This is a genomic window from Sulfurospirillum halorespirans DSM 13726, from assembly GCF_001723605.1.
Taxonomy (GTDB): domain Bacteria; phylum Campylobacterota; class Campylobacteria; order Campylobacterales; family Sulfurospirillaceae; genus Sulfurospirillum; species Sulfurospirillum halorespirans.
This window is the reverse complement of sequence record NZ_CP017111.1, coordinates 2,629,847-2,646,501: the sequence shown is the minus strand read 5'-3', so window position 1 is coordinate 2,646,501 and position 16,655 is coordinate 2,629,847. Positions and strand designations below refer to the sequence as shown.

The window sequence follows — 16,655 nt, the reverse complement described above, 5'->3', positions numbered from 1 at the left end:
TTATATGGGTGCCTCATCTTGAGTCAATGCCCTCTTTGAAAATTTAAAATCCTTTAACCTTTTTGTGCTACACTTCTTAGTAGAAGCAGGGATGGCTTGTGAAGGAGACTTTATGGAAGCAAAATATTATCTCTTATGCCCGCTTTGCAGTTATGAAACAGAACACATCTCTCTGGCTCGAATATCCCGTCACATGCGACTACAAAAAAAATGGATGGTCTGTCTTGACTGTCGTCATCTCCAAGAGAAGCCTCACCCCAAACGCCTTTTTTTTCAAACGGTTAAAGTGTTATGGTTACATGTAAAGCATTTTGTCTCAAAAGGACGTAAACACAACGCCTCTGCTCTTTTGCCCAAAATGTTGCAAAAACCTTCCTGTCACAAGTGCCATAGTGCGCATCTGCTTGAGTGGGATGGCAACTGCCCAAAATGTGGAAGTGCCTTTTTGAAAAAAGTGGTTTAAGCCCGAAGCGTTTTGTGTGAGATGTTTTTAAAGTAGAAAAAAAGTATTCCAACAACGATAAAAACAAAAGGAAGTGCAAAGTACCAGTGCGTTTTCGCCCACGTAATGGCACCCAAAATGACATCGCCAAAAAACCACACAGGAAGGATGATCAACGCTGCCCAACACCACGCTGCGATAAGGTTAATGAAGGCATATTTTTGAGCGCTATAGCCTGTAAGTCCGATGGCGATGGGAATGATGGTGCGAAGTCCGTAGAGGTAACGCTGCACAAAAATGATGGGCCAGCCATGTTTTTTCAGCAACAGATGCGCTAAGGCAAATTTGCGTCGTTGCTGTTTAAGTGTGCGATGCACATAACTTTTGTTAAACCGTCCGATGTAAAAATAGAGCTGATCGCCCGCAAAACCACCCAATCCTGCAATAAAAATCGCTAAAAAGAGGTTCATATCGCCTGTGTGGCTTAAAAGTCCTGCCATCACCAAACCGCTTTCGCCCTCTAAAATACTCCAGAAAAAAAGGATGATGTACCCATACTCTCGCATGCTTGATAGTAAAAATTCTTCCATAAGTGCCGTTTCGTTGATTTAAAGTATCGTATTCTACTTAAAAGTAAGACTTTTTTTGATTACAAAGGTTGAAGCGTTGAAAAAAAGGGGGAAGGGCAAAGAATTGCACTCAGACCGGGCAATCTGAGTGCATCTTTTAAAGTGATTGAGTGATACACAAAAAGGAGGTAATTGTCTTGGTAAAGAAAGTATAGGCGAATAGATTAAACGCGGTGTTAACCTAAAGTAAATAGAAAAACAATGGCAAAATAATTTCATAATGCAATACTTTGAACCCTTTTTTTGAAATGGCGCTATACTCTTTTTATCTTTACATGTAAAAGGGTTTTGTGTGATTATTCATCTGGATTTGGACTGTTTTTTTGTCTCTGCTGAGCGCACGAGAACGCCAGAACTAAAGGGAAAACCCGTCGTGGTGTGCAAAAGCGGCGATACCAAAATCTTCAGCACGCAAGACAGCGAAAGCGTCATGACCGAATCGGTGGGCGGTTTTAATGGGCTGATGCAGCACAAAAAAGCGTTCAATGGATTTGATAAAAACGCATGGAAAAGCGAGTTTTTGGATGAAAAAGGCAGGGTGCATGGTATCGTGATTGCCAAAAGTTACGAGGCGAAAAAATACGGTATCAAAACAGGCACATCGCTTCATGACGCCCTTGCCATGTGCCCGAAGCTCCTCATCATCCCCAGCGATCATCTCTTTTACCAACTGCTCTCCACGAAGCTTCGCGCTTTTTTAGAGACAAAAATTCCCATTTTGGAGCAGTACAGCATCGATGAGTTTTGGGGTGATCTCAAAGGTTGGGTCAAAGAGGAGGAGACACACGCCTTTATGGCATCGTTGCAGCAAGAGATTTTAGAGAAATTTAATCTGCCCATCTCGATTGGCGCGTCGAGTTCTAAGTGGATCGCAAAGCTTGCGACGGATTTTAGAAAACCCTACGGTTTGACGTTGGTTCCTAAAAACGAGATCGCTTCGTTTGTCTCTTTGATGCCCATTGCCACGTTTCCTGGCATCGGGCGTGTGCTTCAAAAGAAGTTTGAAAGTTACGGCATCGCAACCTTGGGCGAGGTGTTGGAGCACGCTAAACTCGTCTTAACATGGGGAACCATCGGCAAAGATCTTATTGCGCGCATTAGCGGAGTCGATAACGAACCTGTCGTGACCAAGAGAGATCGTCGCTCCATCGGCATTTCGCGCAATTTTCATGTGATTCATAACCGAGAAGAGGTGTTGCGCCGTGCGATCATCCTCTCGCGTCATCTCTCCTATACGATTGCTAAACTTGATCTGCATCCAACGACCTATTATTTGTATTTGCGCTATGAAAATGGCATTTCATCGAAAAGCTCTCAAACGCTTGATCGCTCGTTTAGTGAGGGAATGTACCGCGAATGGGTTGTGCAGATGCTCTCATCGCTCGACACCCATCCGCATTATGGCGTGCTTCATCTAGGGCTTGCGCTTTCAAACTTCATCACGCCCACACAAACCAAAACCTTTTCGCTTTTGTATGCACAGGCGGATGAAAAGTCAAAACGCTTATCTGAAAAGCTCACCAAACTACGCGATAAATACGGCGCAGATATCATCCGAAGCGGGGCGGAGAAGCAGGAAAATGGCTAAAACTAAGCCAATGAGACTTTTTCATAGTTACACTATCTTTTAGGTAAGTATGATACATAAATGATAATACTTGATTAAAAATAGCAATTTTCATATACTCCGAAATGTAAGTTTTATAAAAAAATAGGAGGATATATATGAAAAAGACACTGGTGATACTCACACATCCAGATATTGAAAAGTCTGTCATCAATAAACGTTGGGTTGAAGAGTTGGAAAAATATCCAGAACGTTTTACCATTCATAATTTACATTTGGTTTATCCAGATGGCACTATTGATGTTGCGAAGGAGCAAACATTAGTCGAGTCTCATGAAAATCTTGTTTTCCAATTTCCATTGTATTGGTTTAATTGCCCGCCATTGTTAAAAAAATGGTTGGATGATGTATTGACCTATGGATGGGCCTATGGAAAAAGTGGCGATAAATTAAAAAATAAAAAAGTGGCTTTGGCAGTTACTGCTGGAATCAAAGAAGACGATTATACGGATAACGGTAAATATCACATAACGCTAAAACAGTTGCTATCGCCTTTTGAAGTTACATTTTTTTATATTAATGCAGATTATAAATCATTTTTTGCTTTTTATGGGGCAGAAGATGAGACACCCGCAGCAGTAGTCGAAAAAAATGCGCAAGAATATATTGCATTTTTAAACACGATTTGAGCTTTACCTTTTTTAATTGAAAAGACTTCTTGCAAAACTGGTTTTGCAAGAAGTAAAAGCACCAAAAGTGCGTGGGCTTTCTGCCGAAGAAAACCTAGTGTTAACGTAGTTTTTAAAGCTTTGCTTTAAAAGCGTGTCAAGAGTTTTGTAAGAACTCTAAAGAGGGAGAATCCCTTTCTCTCTTTCAAAAACATAGTTTATTTTCTAGTTAGGTTCTTTATTGGCATTTCCCCATTGACACATTGCGTCTAATATTGGAATTAATGAAAGTCCTCTTGGCGTTAACGAATATTCAACTTTAGGTGGAATTTGAGGATATTCTTTACGTAAAATAAGTCCATTTTCTTCCAAGTCTTTTAGCATCATACTAAGCGTTTTAAATGAAATCGTTCCAATGCTACGCTTGAGTGCATTGTGGCGCATGATTTTATGCTCCGATAAATAATACATGATGATCATTTTGTATTTACCACTAATTAAAGATAACGTATATCCAAAACCTGTATCTTTGATGTTGATTCCTTCTGGAACACACGTGCTATCTTTAGTATTCACGTTTACTATTCTCCTTTCGTCCACTACTGTTTTTTAGTGTATCAATAGCTTTACATGTAAAGCTAGGATTATAAAATTTTCTATGATTGTTTGAGTTATATTGTAGCAAAAATGCACGTGGGGAAAAAGGGAAACCTTCCTTAATTCCCGATGGCTTTGCCTGTGAAGGTGTTGTGGATTTGTGCCCAGTAGAGTGCGATGATTTGGTGGGTTCGTGTGGCGACGAGGTTGGTTTTGAAGAGACCATTTTCACAGGTTTCGCATTTTTCAAGTTGTGCGCAGAGGGCTTGGTAGGAGAGGCGTTCAAGGTGGTAGCGTTTTTGTTTGCATGTCTCTTGGGAACAGCTTAAGGTTGCAGATGTCATTTTCGACTCCTTAGTAGTAATATTAAAGACATTATAAAACGTGATTGTTATATTGGCGTTGCATAAAACGTGGTCTAAATGTTTACATGTAACGATCAAAATGAAAACGCTTTTCATAAAAACGAAAATAAATTGTTATAATAGGTCATTATTTAAATCTCGACTTCCATTCAAAATTTAAACGATTTCACTCAGGAGAAGATGTATGACAATCAGGAAAAAGTTAATTGTTGGAGCAAGTGTGCTTCTTGCTATCGTGATTGGGAGTAATATTTTTGCAAGCAGGACGATTGGGAGTTTAATTGAACACAGTGACCTTGCACAGTTGCGCAATAACCAATTAATGGACATTCAACGCTATCAACACAGTGTCACACAAGCAACACTTTTAGCGATGGATATTATCGTTGATCAAAAAGAGGGAATCTCCAAAGAGCGTCACAGTGAGATGAAAGCAACGTTTAGCGAGATGAAACGTTTGCAATCATCAATTGAAACGCTGAGTGATACATCTGAAGAGAAGGCGTTGGCATCGAAGCTTGCGCAGGAGAGTGGCGTTTTGGAAAAGTTGGTGACAAAAGATCTGGTCAGCGCCATTGATAAAGGGCTTAGTGGTGCAGATACGGCATCAGACTTTAGCGCCTTAGATGATGCACTCGATACGGCAGGTGATACGATGAGCCAAACTCTTGAAAAAATGTATGAATCTGTTTTAAATGAGGCGAAAGAGGCGGCTACAAAGGCAAAAGAGTCTGCCAATACAAGCGATAGCGCTATTGTAGGTGTGACTCTTTTTATGATTTTATTTGTCTTGGGTGGTGGGTTTATCTTGGCACGTTCTATTTTGGGGGCTATTTTGGCGCTTCAAAATGTCACCGAAGATTTGGCACGAGGCAATGGCGATCTGACCAAGCGTATCAACATTCAAGCCAACGATGAAATTGGCGCGGTATCGCGCAATTTTGATTCGTTTATCGAAGTATTGCAAAAACTCATTTCGATGGGAAAAACATCGAGCAGTGAAAATGTAGCGGTTTCTGAGCAGTTGAGCACGACGGCAGTTGAAATCGGAAAAAGAGTGGAAGAAGAGGTGGCAACGATTCAAAAAGCAGTCACTACGACCAATCATATTCACGCCATTGTGAAAGAGAATTATACCGCGACACAAGGGGTTGGGGCTGAAATCGAGATGGCAAATACCAAGCTAGAAGAGGCAAAAAAAATCGTCTTAGCGCTGGCAGATACCATTGTCACCAACAGCGAAAAAGAGATGAATTTGGCGCAAAAACTCAATGCGTTAAGCCAAGATACCGAGCAAGTCAAAAGCGTTTTAACGATTATCGCCGACATTGCAGATCAAACCAATCTTTTGGCGCTCAATGCAGCGATTGAAGCGGCACGCGCGGGGGAACATGGGCGAGGATTTGCCGTTGTTGCGGATGAGGTTCGAAATTTGGCGGAACGTACGCAAAAAGCGCTGGTTGACATCAATGCGACGATCAATATTGTCGTGCAGTCCATCAATCAAAGCTCCGATGAGATGAACAAAAATTCAGAATCTTTCAAAGAGATGACGCACAATGCCGAAGATGTGAGCCATTCTATTGTGGATGTAACAACGGTCATGCACAAGGCTGTTGAAGCTACGGAACACTCGATGAAAAGTTCACAAAGTATCAACGAAAGCATTGCCACGGTTGTGTCGCAGATGGACAATATAAACGAGATCAGTACGAAAAATGCACGCAGTGTTGAAGAGATTGCAGGCGCGTCAGAGCATCTGTTCCGATTGACCGAAGAGTTAAACAAAGGGTTAAGTCAATTTAGAACCTAAGTGCGTAAAATCTCCCTTGTTTAAGAAGCTTATGAATTACTTAGAAAATAATTTTATAAGCTTCGATGCGTTATCCTATCCTCACAGAAGCGTTAAATTTAGTAAAATAGGGTATAAACACCATGAGTGACTGCAATCTTTTAGATGTTCTTTCGAATAAAAAAGTGCTTTGTGTGGAAGATGAAGCCTGTATTTTGAACAACATCATGGAGTCTTTAGAGCTCTTTTTTGGCAAAGTGGTCGGGGTTCGAGATGGCATTGAAGCGCTTGATGAAGCCAAAAGCAATCTGTACGATGTCATCATGCTCGACATCTCCATTCCTCACATGGATGGGTTGGAAGTGGTGAAAAAAATCCGTGAATTTGATAAAAAAATTCCTATCATCCTTCTTTCGGCGCACACCGAACAAGAGTATCTCTGGCGTGCTGTGGAGCTTAAAATTACCCGCTATTTAGTCAAGCCTTACGATAAAGACGCACTTATTAAAGCCTTGGAAGACGTGGCGTTGGAGCTTATTGGGCACACGCCGATGTTTCAAATCAATCCTACATGTAAATACGACTTTTGCAAAAAAACGGTCTTTCACAAAGATGAACTTGTGCACCTCTCCAAAAGTGAGAGCAGGCTTTTAGAGTACTTTCTCAAACGCCTCAACCAAACGGTGACGTATGAGCAGCTTTTTGATTATATGTGGGAGTTTGAACAGCCGAGTAAAGAAGCACTCAAGTCGATCGTCAAAGAGCTTCGTAAAAAAATCGACAACAATTTCATCAAAAATCTTTACGGCGTGGGGTACGTGTGTGAAATATAGTTTCAAAGTCATCGTAGCGCTTTTTGTGGTGCTTTACGCGATCATTACGTTGCTTTTTTTCAATTTTTATCGCGAACTTGCGATGAAAGATGCCAGGCAAGAGGCCTTTTTTGTGTTAGATACGATGAACGCGATTCGCGATTACATCTCGTTGGTGCAACGCCCCTTGATTGAAGAGTTAAAAGAGAAGAAGCTGTTGGTGGAGGATTTTTTCGATCCGAGGCTGCTCTCTTCTTCGTACATTACGCGTGAAATTTACAACATTCAAAAAGAGAAAAAGAACATCAATTATGACTACAAACTGGTCGCAACCGATCCGCTCAACCCTGACCACGAGGGCAATGCGTTTGAAAATGAGATTTTAGAGACTTTCAAAGAGGGTAAAAGCAAAGAGTACTCTAGCATCATCAATGAAAAAGGAACGCGCTATTTTTACGTGAGCCTTCCGATTCATAACTCTCAAGAGTCCTGTCTGCAATGCCACACGACCAACAGCGCCCCTAAGGCGATGATCGAGCAGTACCATCATATTCCAACCTTTGAGAGCAAAGTAGGCGATGTCATAGCGATGCTCTCTTTAAAAATCCCCGTCTACAGCATTTTGACCTACCATGTGAAAGAGTTTGTGGTGGGTGGAACGGTTATGTTGATCGTTTTTATTGTTTTTATTCTGTTTATCTACAAAATTTACCGAAACGAACAGCGTCTCAAAGAGAAGACCAATATGCTGATGATGAGTCAAAACCGCCTCGCTTCGATGGGTGAAATGATCGGTAATATCTCGCACCAGTGGCGCCAACCCCTCGCACAAGTAGGAACCATTTTGATCAATCTTGAACTGCACAGCGACAAAGACAAACTCACCAAAGAGAAACTGACGCAAAAGATCAAAGAGGCGAATGAACAACTTTGCTTTATGTCAAGCACGATTGATGATTTTAAAAACTTTTTTGTGCCTGACACTTCCAACAAAGAGTTTAGTGCGCAAGAGGTGATTTACCGAGCTCAAAAGCTCCTCAGTGCTTCGTTGGAAAAGTATGCCATTGCCGTGCACATCGACATTCAAAGCAACTTTACACGCTTAGGACATGCCAATGAGATTGTTCAAGTGCTCATTAACATCATGAATAATGCCAAAGAGGCGTTTTTGGCGCGTGAAATCAAAGAGCGAATCATTGAAATTACCGCTTTTTTAGACAATGACATTCCTGTCATCACGCTTCAAAACAATGCAGGACGCATTGAAGATGCGATCATTGAGAAAATCTTTGACCCTTACTTTACGACCAAAGAGTCCAGCAGTGGGCTTGGGCTTTACATGAGTCAGATGATCATCGAAAAAAATGGTGCCACACTGCGCGTTGAAAATGTTGATGACGGCGTTATGTTTACAATTATCTTTTAGTTTTTATATTTAATACAAATTTAATACTTCCCCCTTTTCTCCCCTTTTTTCCTGATAGTATTTCCAATGAGGCATTCGTGCTGGTTGATCTTGAATTCATTGACATTTTTTCATGGTTATGAAAAGGTAAAGGTGATGAGAGATTCAATTTTTCAAAGGAGGAAACATGAAAAATTGGGACAAAGTGTTACTTGGTTTATTCATGTGCATCAATCTCTTTTCCGTTGGTCTAAACGCCGAAGGAATGGAGGGGATGCAAATGACTAAGGAAGCAAGAGATGTCATTGCTAATCCGAAAGGGACAAAGGAAAGCAGAGGCGTTATCTCGTTGCAAGACTATATTGTCGAAGAGCAGGTTATGTATGACTGGCTCTTTAAAAACCATCCTATCTTCACCAAATACGGTGGAAAAACGGTTGGTAAAATGTCTGTAGGTGATCGTGGGCATGAGTGGGTGGCTGAGGGTCATGGTAAAGCGATGTCCAAAGCTTCTAAACGAAGTGACGGCGAAGGCATCAGTTCTATGATGTACAGGGTCGCACGTGGTTCAACGCTTCAATACCCCAATAAATTCATTGGGCCAGAGAAATGCGGTGAGTGTCACCCTGCGCAATATGAGACTTGGAGCAGGTCGCGACACGCCACCACAATCAGGTTCCCAGGAGAACATCCAGAGTTTAACAACAACTTGACCGATCCTGTGTTTGACAAAGATACAGCGTCAATTCTCCCTAAAGGAATTACCCCTGATATCATCTATTGTACCGTAGGTCATGTTAGAACAAAATTAGGTTTCTTCGATGCGTGGTTGCTTCGTGGAACGTACCATGTTGAAGGCGGTCTTCTTAAAAATGGTACCGGTCAAATTGTCGCGGGTGCAAACCAATGGCAAAGAACATGGGCGCTTAACCTCACCCCTGAAGTTGCAAAGAAAATCAAAAAATGGGTCCCAGATTTTCCTGTAACGTTAGAAGAGTATGGCGAAAATGGTGGTTATGTAAGAGGCTTAGCGTCGTATGCAGCCAAATACAAAAAATCAATGGCGTTCCAAGCATCGACTTCGTATTGTGAAGTATGCCACCCTTGGAAGTTTGATTTTAAAAACCAAAACGAGTTCTTCTCAGCACTCGGTAATGCGAAAGAGCTTCAAAAACACACCATCTCTAAAGGTGTCTCCTGTGAAGAGTGTCATGGAGCGGGCGGTCACTTAGAAGGTGGTTCGGGTCTTTTGATCTCAAATTGTGAACGCTGTCACCAACGATTTGATTACAGTCCTGATTTGGCTAAAAACCCAGCGAATGTCGGTAAGCCAGACCTTGCACTCAGTTCAAAATTCAAATCTATGGGACCTGGATGTGGAACGGAAGGTGCTCAAACGTACTTTACTGCACACTATGAAAAAGGGATGCGTTGTGCAACCTGCCATGATCCACACGATGTCACAGGACCTGTTACGGGCGATAAAGAGATTAAAGGTATGAACTATAACCCTAACCAAGGTTATTTAAGTTCCCTTTATACTAAACCAAAACTCAAAAAAGAGTGTAAAGATTGTCACAAAGAGCAAGCGTACATCCAGTCAAAATCGGATACGCACAGCAAAAATTCATGTCAAACATGTCACATGCCATTTATGATGAGTTGTGAAAACTTCTATGCGGTTCAGTTCCAAGATCAAGCGGGATTTGATACGCAACGAAGGTCTCATATCTGGAAAATTGATGTGGATCCAAAACGTAAATCTTTGGTACCAGGCTCAGCAGCAACGGGTCCAAGAGATGCGAAAGATTGGCATTTTGAGCGTAATGAAGAGGGTCGTAACTTTATTGATCTTATGTGGTCATGTGCACGTACAACATGGGCAGATAAAGAGCAAGTAGAGGCAAAAGGGTGTCACAGTCCGATTGTTTCAGAACTCAAAGAGACACTTCACTTCAAAGATCAAAAACAAGCGTACGATGAAGTTATGGGATGGCAAACACCTGTGAAAGAGAAATTTACACAGGTCAAAGTAAGCATCCAAGGACTCTATGGCGTGCTTGAAGTCAAAAAACTCTCGCCATCGGATAAAACCAGAGTGTATGAGTTGATTGAAAAAGCACAAGAGACCGTAGACCTTCTTGAAAAAGATGGTTCATGGGGTATGCACGGATTTAAATATACAAAACAACGACTAGATGCTGCTGTTGAGTATGTTAATGAAGCGCAAAGAGTAATCAATAAAAATACAAAATAGGTGTTGCACACGTCGTGCGACGTTAAAGTGAGCTATGAATTTCATAGCTCACTTCATTTTACATGTAAAGGTATGAAGATGATGCGTAAACAACTCACAACAGGATTATTTGTATTTATTTGTTTGGTTTCTGGGGCGTCTGCTGGTGAGCTAAAAACACAAGTACAAAAAGAGTCATACAGTATTGGTGTATCCACAGGAAGCTATATCTCCAATCAACTTTTTGAGCAGTCTGAAATGGGTGCAAAATCGGATGTCAATGCGGTGATTGATGGCTTTATTGATGCCTTGAAGAAACAGCAAAAGCTCAAAGATGAAGAGATTGTTACGTACTTGAATGATCGAGCAGAGACGCTCAATAAAGTGAGTCAAGAAAAATTCAAACAAGCTCTTGATCAAAACATTGCCGAGGGTAAAAAATACCTTGCAACCAATGCCAAAAACAAAAATGTTAAAACAACTAAATCAGGACTGCAATACGAAGTGCTCTCCTTAGGTGCGGGTGAAAAGCCTAAAAAAGAGAGCATTGTGATGATGAACTATAAAGCGTATTTGGTCAATGGTATGGTCTTTGATGACACCTATGCGCGCAAAACACCTTCGCATCTCTCCATGATCAACATCGTCGATGGGTTGCAAGAGGGTTTGATGCTGATGAATGAAGGATCTAAATATAAGTTAGTGATTCCAAGCGAATTAGCGTATGGCAATGCCGATATGCAAGAGATTCCTGCAGGTTCAACGGTGATTTTTGAGGTTGAGTTAGTCAAAGTGTTAAAGCCAGGGGAGCTTGCGAATAGTGCAAAACCACTGAGCGATGAGGAAATAAAACAAGCCCACGGTATCGAGAAAAAGAAACTGTAGGTCTTGTGTATTCATCTACACGAATTGGAGGAGAAGATGGAAAATGACGGGAAAAGAAGAGCTTTTCTAAAAGTTTTAGGTCTTGGTTCTGTGACATTGGGCACTGCGGGTTACAGTGTTGCAATGGCAGCAGAAAAAGTAGAAAAAAAACCGCATTATGGGATGATTTTTGATCAAAATAAATGCGTGGGATGTACCGATTGTGAAGTAGCGTGTCGAAAAGTGAATGAAGTACCTGAAGGTCAAGTACGCCTTTATCTTGAAAACAAAACCGATCCTGCAACACCGATGGAGAAGCGCTATGTGCGAGTTTCCTGTCAGCAGTGTGAAGACGCTCCGTGTGTTGCGGTATGTCCGAGTAAAGCGTGTCATAGAGATGGTAAAACGGGCATTGTTACCATGAATCCTGATGACTGCATCGCCTGTAAATACTGCATCGTGGCGTGTCCGTACGATGTGCGTTTTATTAACCATAAAACCAAAGCGGCTGAAAACTGTAATTTTTGTCTTAATACGAATTTGGCCAAAGGCAAAGAGCCCGCGTGTGTGGAGTCGTGTAAATACAAAGCGCTTGTGTTTGGGGATTTGAACGATGAAAATGCGTACATCAATCAGATCTTACATGTAAAAGATTCCGTGCGCATGAAACCAACCTATGGAACGAAGCCGAGTCTTCGCTACATACCAGTTGTAAAGGTGGGGGTGTGATATGAATGGAGCCATTAATTTTACATACGGGTTTTCACATGGTGTTGAGTGGGGCTGGCCGATCGCGGTGTATCTGCTGCTTGCGGGTATTTCAGGTGGAGCGCTGATTGTTGCTTTGTTGGTGTGTTTTTATAAAAAACAACACGAGGATACACCACTTTTGAAAGCTGCCTCTTTAGTGTCATTTGTGACGATTGCTTTGGGTATGGTCTTTTTGGTGGGTGATTTGGAAAAGCCACTCTATTTTTGGAAGATTTTGATTCATTATAACTTTACTTCGGTCATGTCGATTGGTGTTATGGCGATTTCGGTCTATATCCCTTTGACCGTGATGATGTGTTTGTATCTGTTTGAAAAAGAGATATCAACGATCCTTGCGAAAAAAATTCAGATTTTGGGTTATTTTGAGATGGTCATGGTGCTTTTGAAAAAAATCCGTCCATTGATTGAAGTTTTGAGTGTCATTTTTGCCGTCGTGATTTGTGCCTATACGGGCTTTTTGATCTCTGTTTTGGTACGTTTTCCGATTTTAAATACCGCCATTTTACCCGCTCTTTTTGTGGTCTCTGGACTTTCAGCAGGTACAGCGTCTGCGAGTATGGTGGCTACGTGGTTCTTTAAAGAAGATGCCCATTCGTCTGATATGAAAACCTTGCATGTCATCGAATGGCCGATTATGGCGGTTGAGATCATGCTCATTGCGATGTTGTTTGTCTCGCTTTTAGTGGGCAATGAGTTTCAACAAACCACGACGGTTGCATTTCAAAGTGGCGTGTATGCCAACCTCTTTTGGTTTGGTGTGATGGGTGTAGGTTTTGGGCTTCCATTGGTGCTTAACTTTGCGTTGGGCAAACACGTGGCGAATTCGCATACGGCTTTTTACCTCTCTGGAATGGCGAGTGTGACAGGCGTTTTATGCCTTCGGATGTTCATTATTTACGCAGGGCAAACGTTTGGCGTTTAAGACGTATAGATTTGATTTTAAAGGTTTAATATGAAGATTATAACACTTTTAGGAAAACACTTTTTTTCGTATCCGTTTATCCTCTTCATGTTGTTTCTCTTAGGCTTGGGTGCGGGTGTTGCGACGTTCATTGAAAGTGCTTACGACACCCAAAGCGCTAAAGCCGTGGTCTATGATGCCTTATGGTACGAAGGGGTGATGCTTCTGCTCACCCTCTCTTTGCTTGGCATTATCTATAAAAACAAAATGTGGAAAAAGTTTGGTGCTTGTGTGCTTCACGTAGCCTTTGTTGCAATTCTTATCGGTGCGGCATTGACGCGTTATTTTGGGTATGAGGGTGTGATTCATATCAGAGAAGGGTTAAGCGAGCATGAGATGCTCAGCGTTCAGCCTTATTTTCAAATTAGAACCGAAAAAGAGCTTTTTGAGTACCCACTTGCTTTAGCACAACTGGGTAACAATGCCTTTTCGTACAGCGAAATGATCGATGGAAAAGTTTTACATGTAAACTACAAAAGCTTCCATGCTGGCTCCAAAGGCGAGCTGAGTTCATTGATGGTGGAAGCAACCTACGATAGTAAAATCAAAACGGTTAAAATCGAAGGCGGTGCTGGCTGGATTGAGCCTCCAACCCTGCTTCGCTTTGATGATGTCGAAATAGCCCTTTCATGGGGTTCAAAAGTGGTTGAATTGCCCTTTGCGTTTAAACTGATTCGTTTTGAACTAGAGCGTTACCCCGGTTCCAAAAGTCCCTCTTCGTACGCCAGTGAGATCGAAGTGATCGACAAAGCGGAGAAGAGTGTCTTACCATACCGAATTTTTATGAACCACCCTTTGCACTACAAAGGGTACACATTTTTCCAATCTTCCTACGATACGGACGAGAAAGGAACGATTTTGGAAGTGAACAAAGACCCCGGCAAATGGCCGACTTATTTTGGGTATTTTCTGCTCTGTGTTGGCTTTATCGGCAACTTTTTTACCAAAGGAAGCAGGTTTCTAAAACTTCGTGCCTTTTTGCAAAAAAGCGCTTTAGCCCTTCTTTTGCCTCTTTTGCTTGGTACCTCTTTACCGTTAAAAGCGGACTCTCCAGATGCGCTTGAACTCTTTCGTAAAAACTCTTATGAACACGCCAATGGCGCGTTTAGTGCTTTGTTGGTGCAAGATTATGCAGGGCGCATCAAGCCTATTAGTACCGAAGCCGTTGAAATTGTCCATAAAATAGCTGGTAAAAGTTCCCTTTTTGGGCTCACACCTGAGCAGATGATCTTGGGTATGAGTTCCAACGCTGCACTGTGGCAGGAGCTTCCCATCATCAAGCTCTCCAACGCAAACATTAAAAAAGTGCTCAGTTTACCACCTGAAACTGAGTATGTGAGTTTTGCCTCGATGTTCGATGACGAGGGCTACTATAAACTGGCAAAACAGGTCAGTGCCGCCAATCAAAAAGCTGGGTCCAAACGCGATACCTTTGATAATGACGTGATTAAATTCGATGAAAAGCTCAACATCGCGTACCTTACCCTCAAAGGGGTCTTTTTTAAATTTGTTCCGATTCCAAACGATGCAACGCACACGTGGATCGCTCCTAACGATGCGTTTAGCAACCCAATAGTGAGTCGTGAAGTCAAAAGCACCCTTAATGACTACTTTGTAGCGCTTCAAGAGGGTGTTTCAAACAACCACTGGGAGAACGCTAATAAGGCACTCGCAGCGCTTAAAGAGAACCAACGCATCCAAAGCAGTGAGATCCTTCCAAGCGAGACACGCATCCGTGCTGAAGTGCTCTACAACCACATGGGATTGTTTCAAAAACTCGTTGGGTTTTACTTCTTACTGGGCTTTGGCGCGTTCGCTCTAGCGGTCTTTTCCATCTTTACATGTAAACGTTACTCATCCCTTGAAAAGGGCGTTTTGTACCTTTTTATCGCAGGGTTTATCGTACACAGTTTTGGGTTGGCTCTGAGGTGGTACATCTCAGGGCATGCCCCATGGAGTGATTCGTACGAGTCGATGGTGTACATCGGTTGGTCTGCAAGCTTTGCAGGTGTGATGGTTTTTCGCAAATCCATTCTCTCCCTAGCCGCCGCGGCGATTTTAGCGGCGATTGTGATGCTCGTCGCACATATGAGTTTTGTTAATCCTCAAATCACCAATCTGGTACCTGTGTTAAAATCGTACTGGCTCACCATCCATGTTTCGGTCATTACGGCAAGTTACGGCTTTTTGGGTATGGGCGCTTTGCTTGGGTTGATTACGTTGGTGTTGATGATGCTGAAAAACAAAAAGAATGAATCTCTTATGAACGAGCAGATCAGGCATTTGGTCGCGATCAATGAGATCAGCCTCATTATCGGGCTTTGTATGCTCACCATCGGCAACTTTTTTGGAGGTATCTGGGCGAATGAGTCGTGGGGACGTTACTGGGGTTGGGATCCAAAAGAGACATGGTCGTTTGTCTCGATCATCGTTTATGCGCTTATCTTACACCTTCGATTTATTCCCAAATTGAACTCAGTGTATATTTTTTCGATCACCTCACTTTTGGGGTATAGCTCGATTATGATGACCTATTTTGGGGTCAATTTTTACCTCACAGGCATGCACTCCTACGCCGCAACGGGGGCGAGTCCTGCTGTTCCTAGCTTTGTCTATTACACACTATTATGCGTATTTGGTCTGTGTGCCTTGGCGTACAAGGGTCGAGATGTTAAAACGATTTAGATTTACATGTAAAGGAAAAACAATGAAAAAAGAACTTCTTATTTTAATAGCCTGCGCCGTCATGGCAAATGCTGGATTTATCAAAGAGGGGATGGATGCCAAAGAGAGTGGTGACCATCAAAAACTCGTTGAGATTTACGACAAAGCGTGCAACGAAGGCAAAGCTTCTGGGTGCTATAACTTGGGTGTTTTATATTCAGAGGGCACAGGCAATGTTGCCAAAGATACCGCAAAAGCGATTCAGCTCTATGAAAAAGCGTGTTCTGCTGACTTTGCGTCTGCATGCTATAACTTGGGCGTGGCGTATGCAGGTGGACTTAGTGTTAAGCAAGATTTTGCTAAAGCAAAAGAGTTCTACGAAAAATCCTGCGCGCAGGATGAAGGGTGTACCAACTTGGGGCTTTTGTATGCGAATGGTGCGGGTGTAACACAAGATTATGCCAAAGCGGCTGAGTTTTACAAAAAAGCGTGCAAAAATGAGGACTTAATGGGCTGTAACAACCTAGGGTTTCTTCTAGCACAGGGACGTGGAGTGCCACAAGACTATAAAAAAGCGAGTGAATACTACCAAAAAGCCTGCGATGGCGATCTTGCCATTGGGTGCGACAATCTAGGGCTTTTGTACGCCGTTGGTAAAGGGGTTGCGCAGGATTATAAAAAATCGAGCCAATTTTACGACAAAGCGTGCAAAAGTGGCTTTGAGAAAAGCTGCAACAACCTTGGCATTTTATACGCAGAAGGCAAAGGTGTGAGTGCCGATAACACCAAAGCCAAAGAGCTTTTCAAAAGCAGTTGCGACAAAGGGCTGAAAGAGGGTTGTGAGAACGTCACGCTGTTAGAGACAATTACGAAATAATGGTT

At 42.2% G+C, this 16,655-nt stretch carries 15 protein-coding genes; 12 read left to right on the top strand and 3 right to left on the bottom strand.

Annotated elements, in window-relative coordinates; all coding sequences use genetic code 11:
- The first annotated feature begins 112 nt into the window (after positions 1-112).
- Entirely contained in the window at positions 113-463 is a 351-nt protein-coding gene (locus SHALO_RS13205; RefSeq protein ID WP_069478930.1) for a hypothetical protein, read from the top strand.
- Here SHALO_RS13205 and SHALO_RS13200 read toward each other — a convergent pair.
- Positions 460-1,032: a DedA family protein gene (locus tag SHALO_RS13200; RefSeq protein ID WP_069478929.1), complete on the bottom strand. Its 573-nt coding sequence runs from the start codon at positions 1,030-1,032 to the stop codon at positions 460-462. The genes SHALO_RS13205 and SHALO_RS13200 overlap by 4 nt on opposite strands.
- A 331-nt stretch (positions 1,033-1,363) precedes the next feature.
- Here SHALO_RS13200 and SHALO_RS13195 point away from each other — a divergent pair, with 331 nt between their 5' ends.
- Both SHALO_RS13195 and SHALO_RS13190 read left to right on the top strand, forming a co-directional pair.
- Positions 1,364-2,659, top strand: a complete 1,296-nt coding sequence (locus tag SHALO_RS13195; RefSeq protein WP_069478928.1) for a DNA polymerase Y family protein — start codon at positions 1,364-1,366, stop codon at positions 2,657-2,659.
- A gap of 137 nt (positions 2,660-2,796) precedes the next feature.
- Positions 2,797-3,327, top strand: a complete 531-nt coding sequence (locus SHALO_RS13190) for an NAD(P)H-dependent oxidoreductase (protein WP_069478927.1) — start codon at positions 2,797-2,799, stop codon at positions 3,325-3,327.
- 204 nt (positions 3,328-3,531) lie between these two features.
- Here the strand turns inward: SHALO_RS13190 and SHALO_RS13185 are convergent, their stop codons facing one another.
- Together SHALO_RS13185 and SHALO_RS13180 are read right to left on the bottom strand one after the other, a co-directional pair.
- Positions 3,532-3,882, bottom strand: coding sequence for a winged helix-turn-helix transcriptional regulator (locus SHALO_RS13185; RefSeq protein ID WP_069478926.1), 351 nt, complete (start codon positions 3,880-3,882; stop codon positions 3,532-3,534).
- 140 nt (positions 3,883-4,022) lie between these two features.
- A complete protein-coding gene (locus tag SHALO_RS13180; protein WP_069478925.1) occupies positions 4,023-4,247 on the bottom strand; it encodes a hypothetical protein in 225 nt (74 codons plus the stop codon).
- Positions 4,248-4,452: 205 nt separating this feature from the next.
- Here SHALO_RS13180 and SHALO_RS13175 point away from each other — a divergent pair, with 205 nt between their 5' ends.
- From SHALO_RS13175 to SHALO_RS13135, 9 genes are all read left to right on the top strand, one after another.
- A complete protein-coding gene (locus SHALO_RS13175) occupies positions 4,453-6,081 on the top strand; it encodes a methyl-accepting chemotaxis protein (RefSeq protein WP_069478924.1) in 1,629 nt (542 codons plus the stop codon).
- A 122-nt stretch (positions 6,082-6,203) separates the two neighbouring features.
- Entirely contained in the window at positions 6,204-6,893 is a 690-nt protein-coding gene (locus SHALO_RS13170; RefSeq protein WP_069478923.1) for a response regulator transcription factor, read from the top strand.
- Positions 6,883-8,298 carry an ATP-binding protein gene (locus SHALO_RS13165; protein ID WP_069478922.1) on the top strand — a complete coding sequence of 472 codons (1,416 nt, stop codon included), beginning with the start codon at positions 6,883-6,885 and terminating at the stop codon, positions 8,296-8,298. Before SHALO_RS13170 ends, SHALO_RS13165 begins: the two co-directional genes overlap by 11 nt.
- A 166-nt stretch (positions 8,299-8,464) precedes the next feature.
- Complete coding sequence (locus SHALO_RS13160) at positions 8,465-10,534, top strand: cytochrome C (RefSeq protein ID WP_069478921.1); 2,070 nt, start codon at positions 8,465-8,467, stop codon at positions 10,532-10,534.
- Between the two features lie 81 nt (positions 10,535-10,615).
- A complete protein-coding gene (locus SHALO_RS13155) occupies positions 10,616-11,398 on the top strand; it encodes an FKBP-type peptidyl-prolyl cis-trans isomerase N-terminal domain-containing protein (RefSeq protein WP_069479431.1) in 783 nt (260 codons plus the stop codon).
- A gap of 36 nt (positions 11,399-11,434) precedes the next feature.
- A complete protein-coding gene (locus tag SHALO_RS13150) occupies positions 11,435-12,106 on the top strand; it encodes a 4Fe-4S dicluster domain-containing protein (protein ID WP_069478920.1) in 672 nt (223 codons plus the stop codon).
- 1 nt (position 12,107) lies between these two features.
- The gene (gene nrfD, locus SHALO_RS13145; RefSeq protein ID WP_069478919.1) at positions 12,108-13,070 is read left to right on the top strand and encodes an NrfD/PsrC family molybdoenzyme membrane anchor subunit; all 963 of its coding nucleotides are present in this window, start codon (positions 12,108-12,110) and stop codon (positions 13,068-13,070) included.
- Between the two features lie 30 nt (positions 13,071-13,100).
- On the top strand, positions 13,101-15,794 hold the full coding sequence (locus SHALO_RS13140; RefSeq protein WP_069478918.1) for a cytochrome c biogenesis protein: 2,694 nt from the start codon (positions 13,101-13,103) through the stop codon (positions 15,792-15,794).
- A gap of 22 nt (positions 15,795-15,816) precedes the next feature.
- On the top strand, positions 15,817-16,650 hold the full coding sequence (locus SHALO_RS13135; RefSeq protein ID WP_069478917.1) for an SEL1-like repeat protein: 834 nt from the start codon (positions 15,817-15,819) through the stop codon (positions 16,648-16,650).
- Positions 16,651-16,655: the final 5 nt, after the last annotated feature.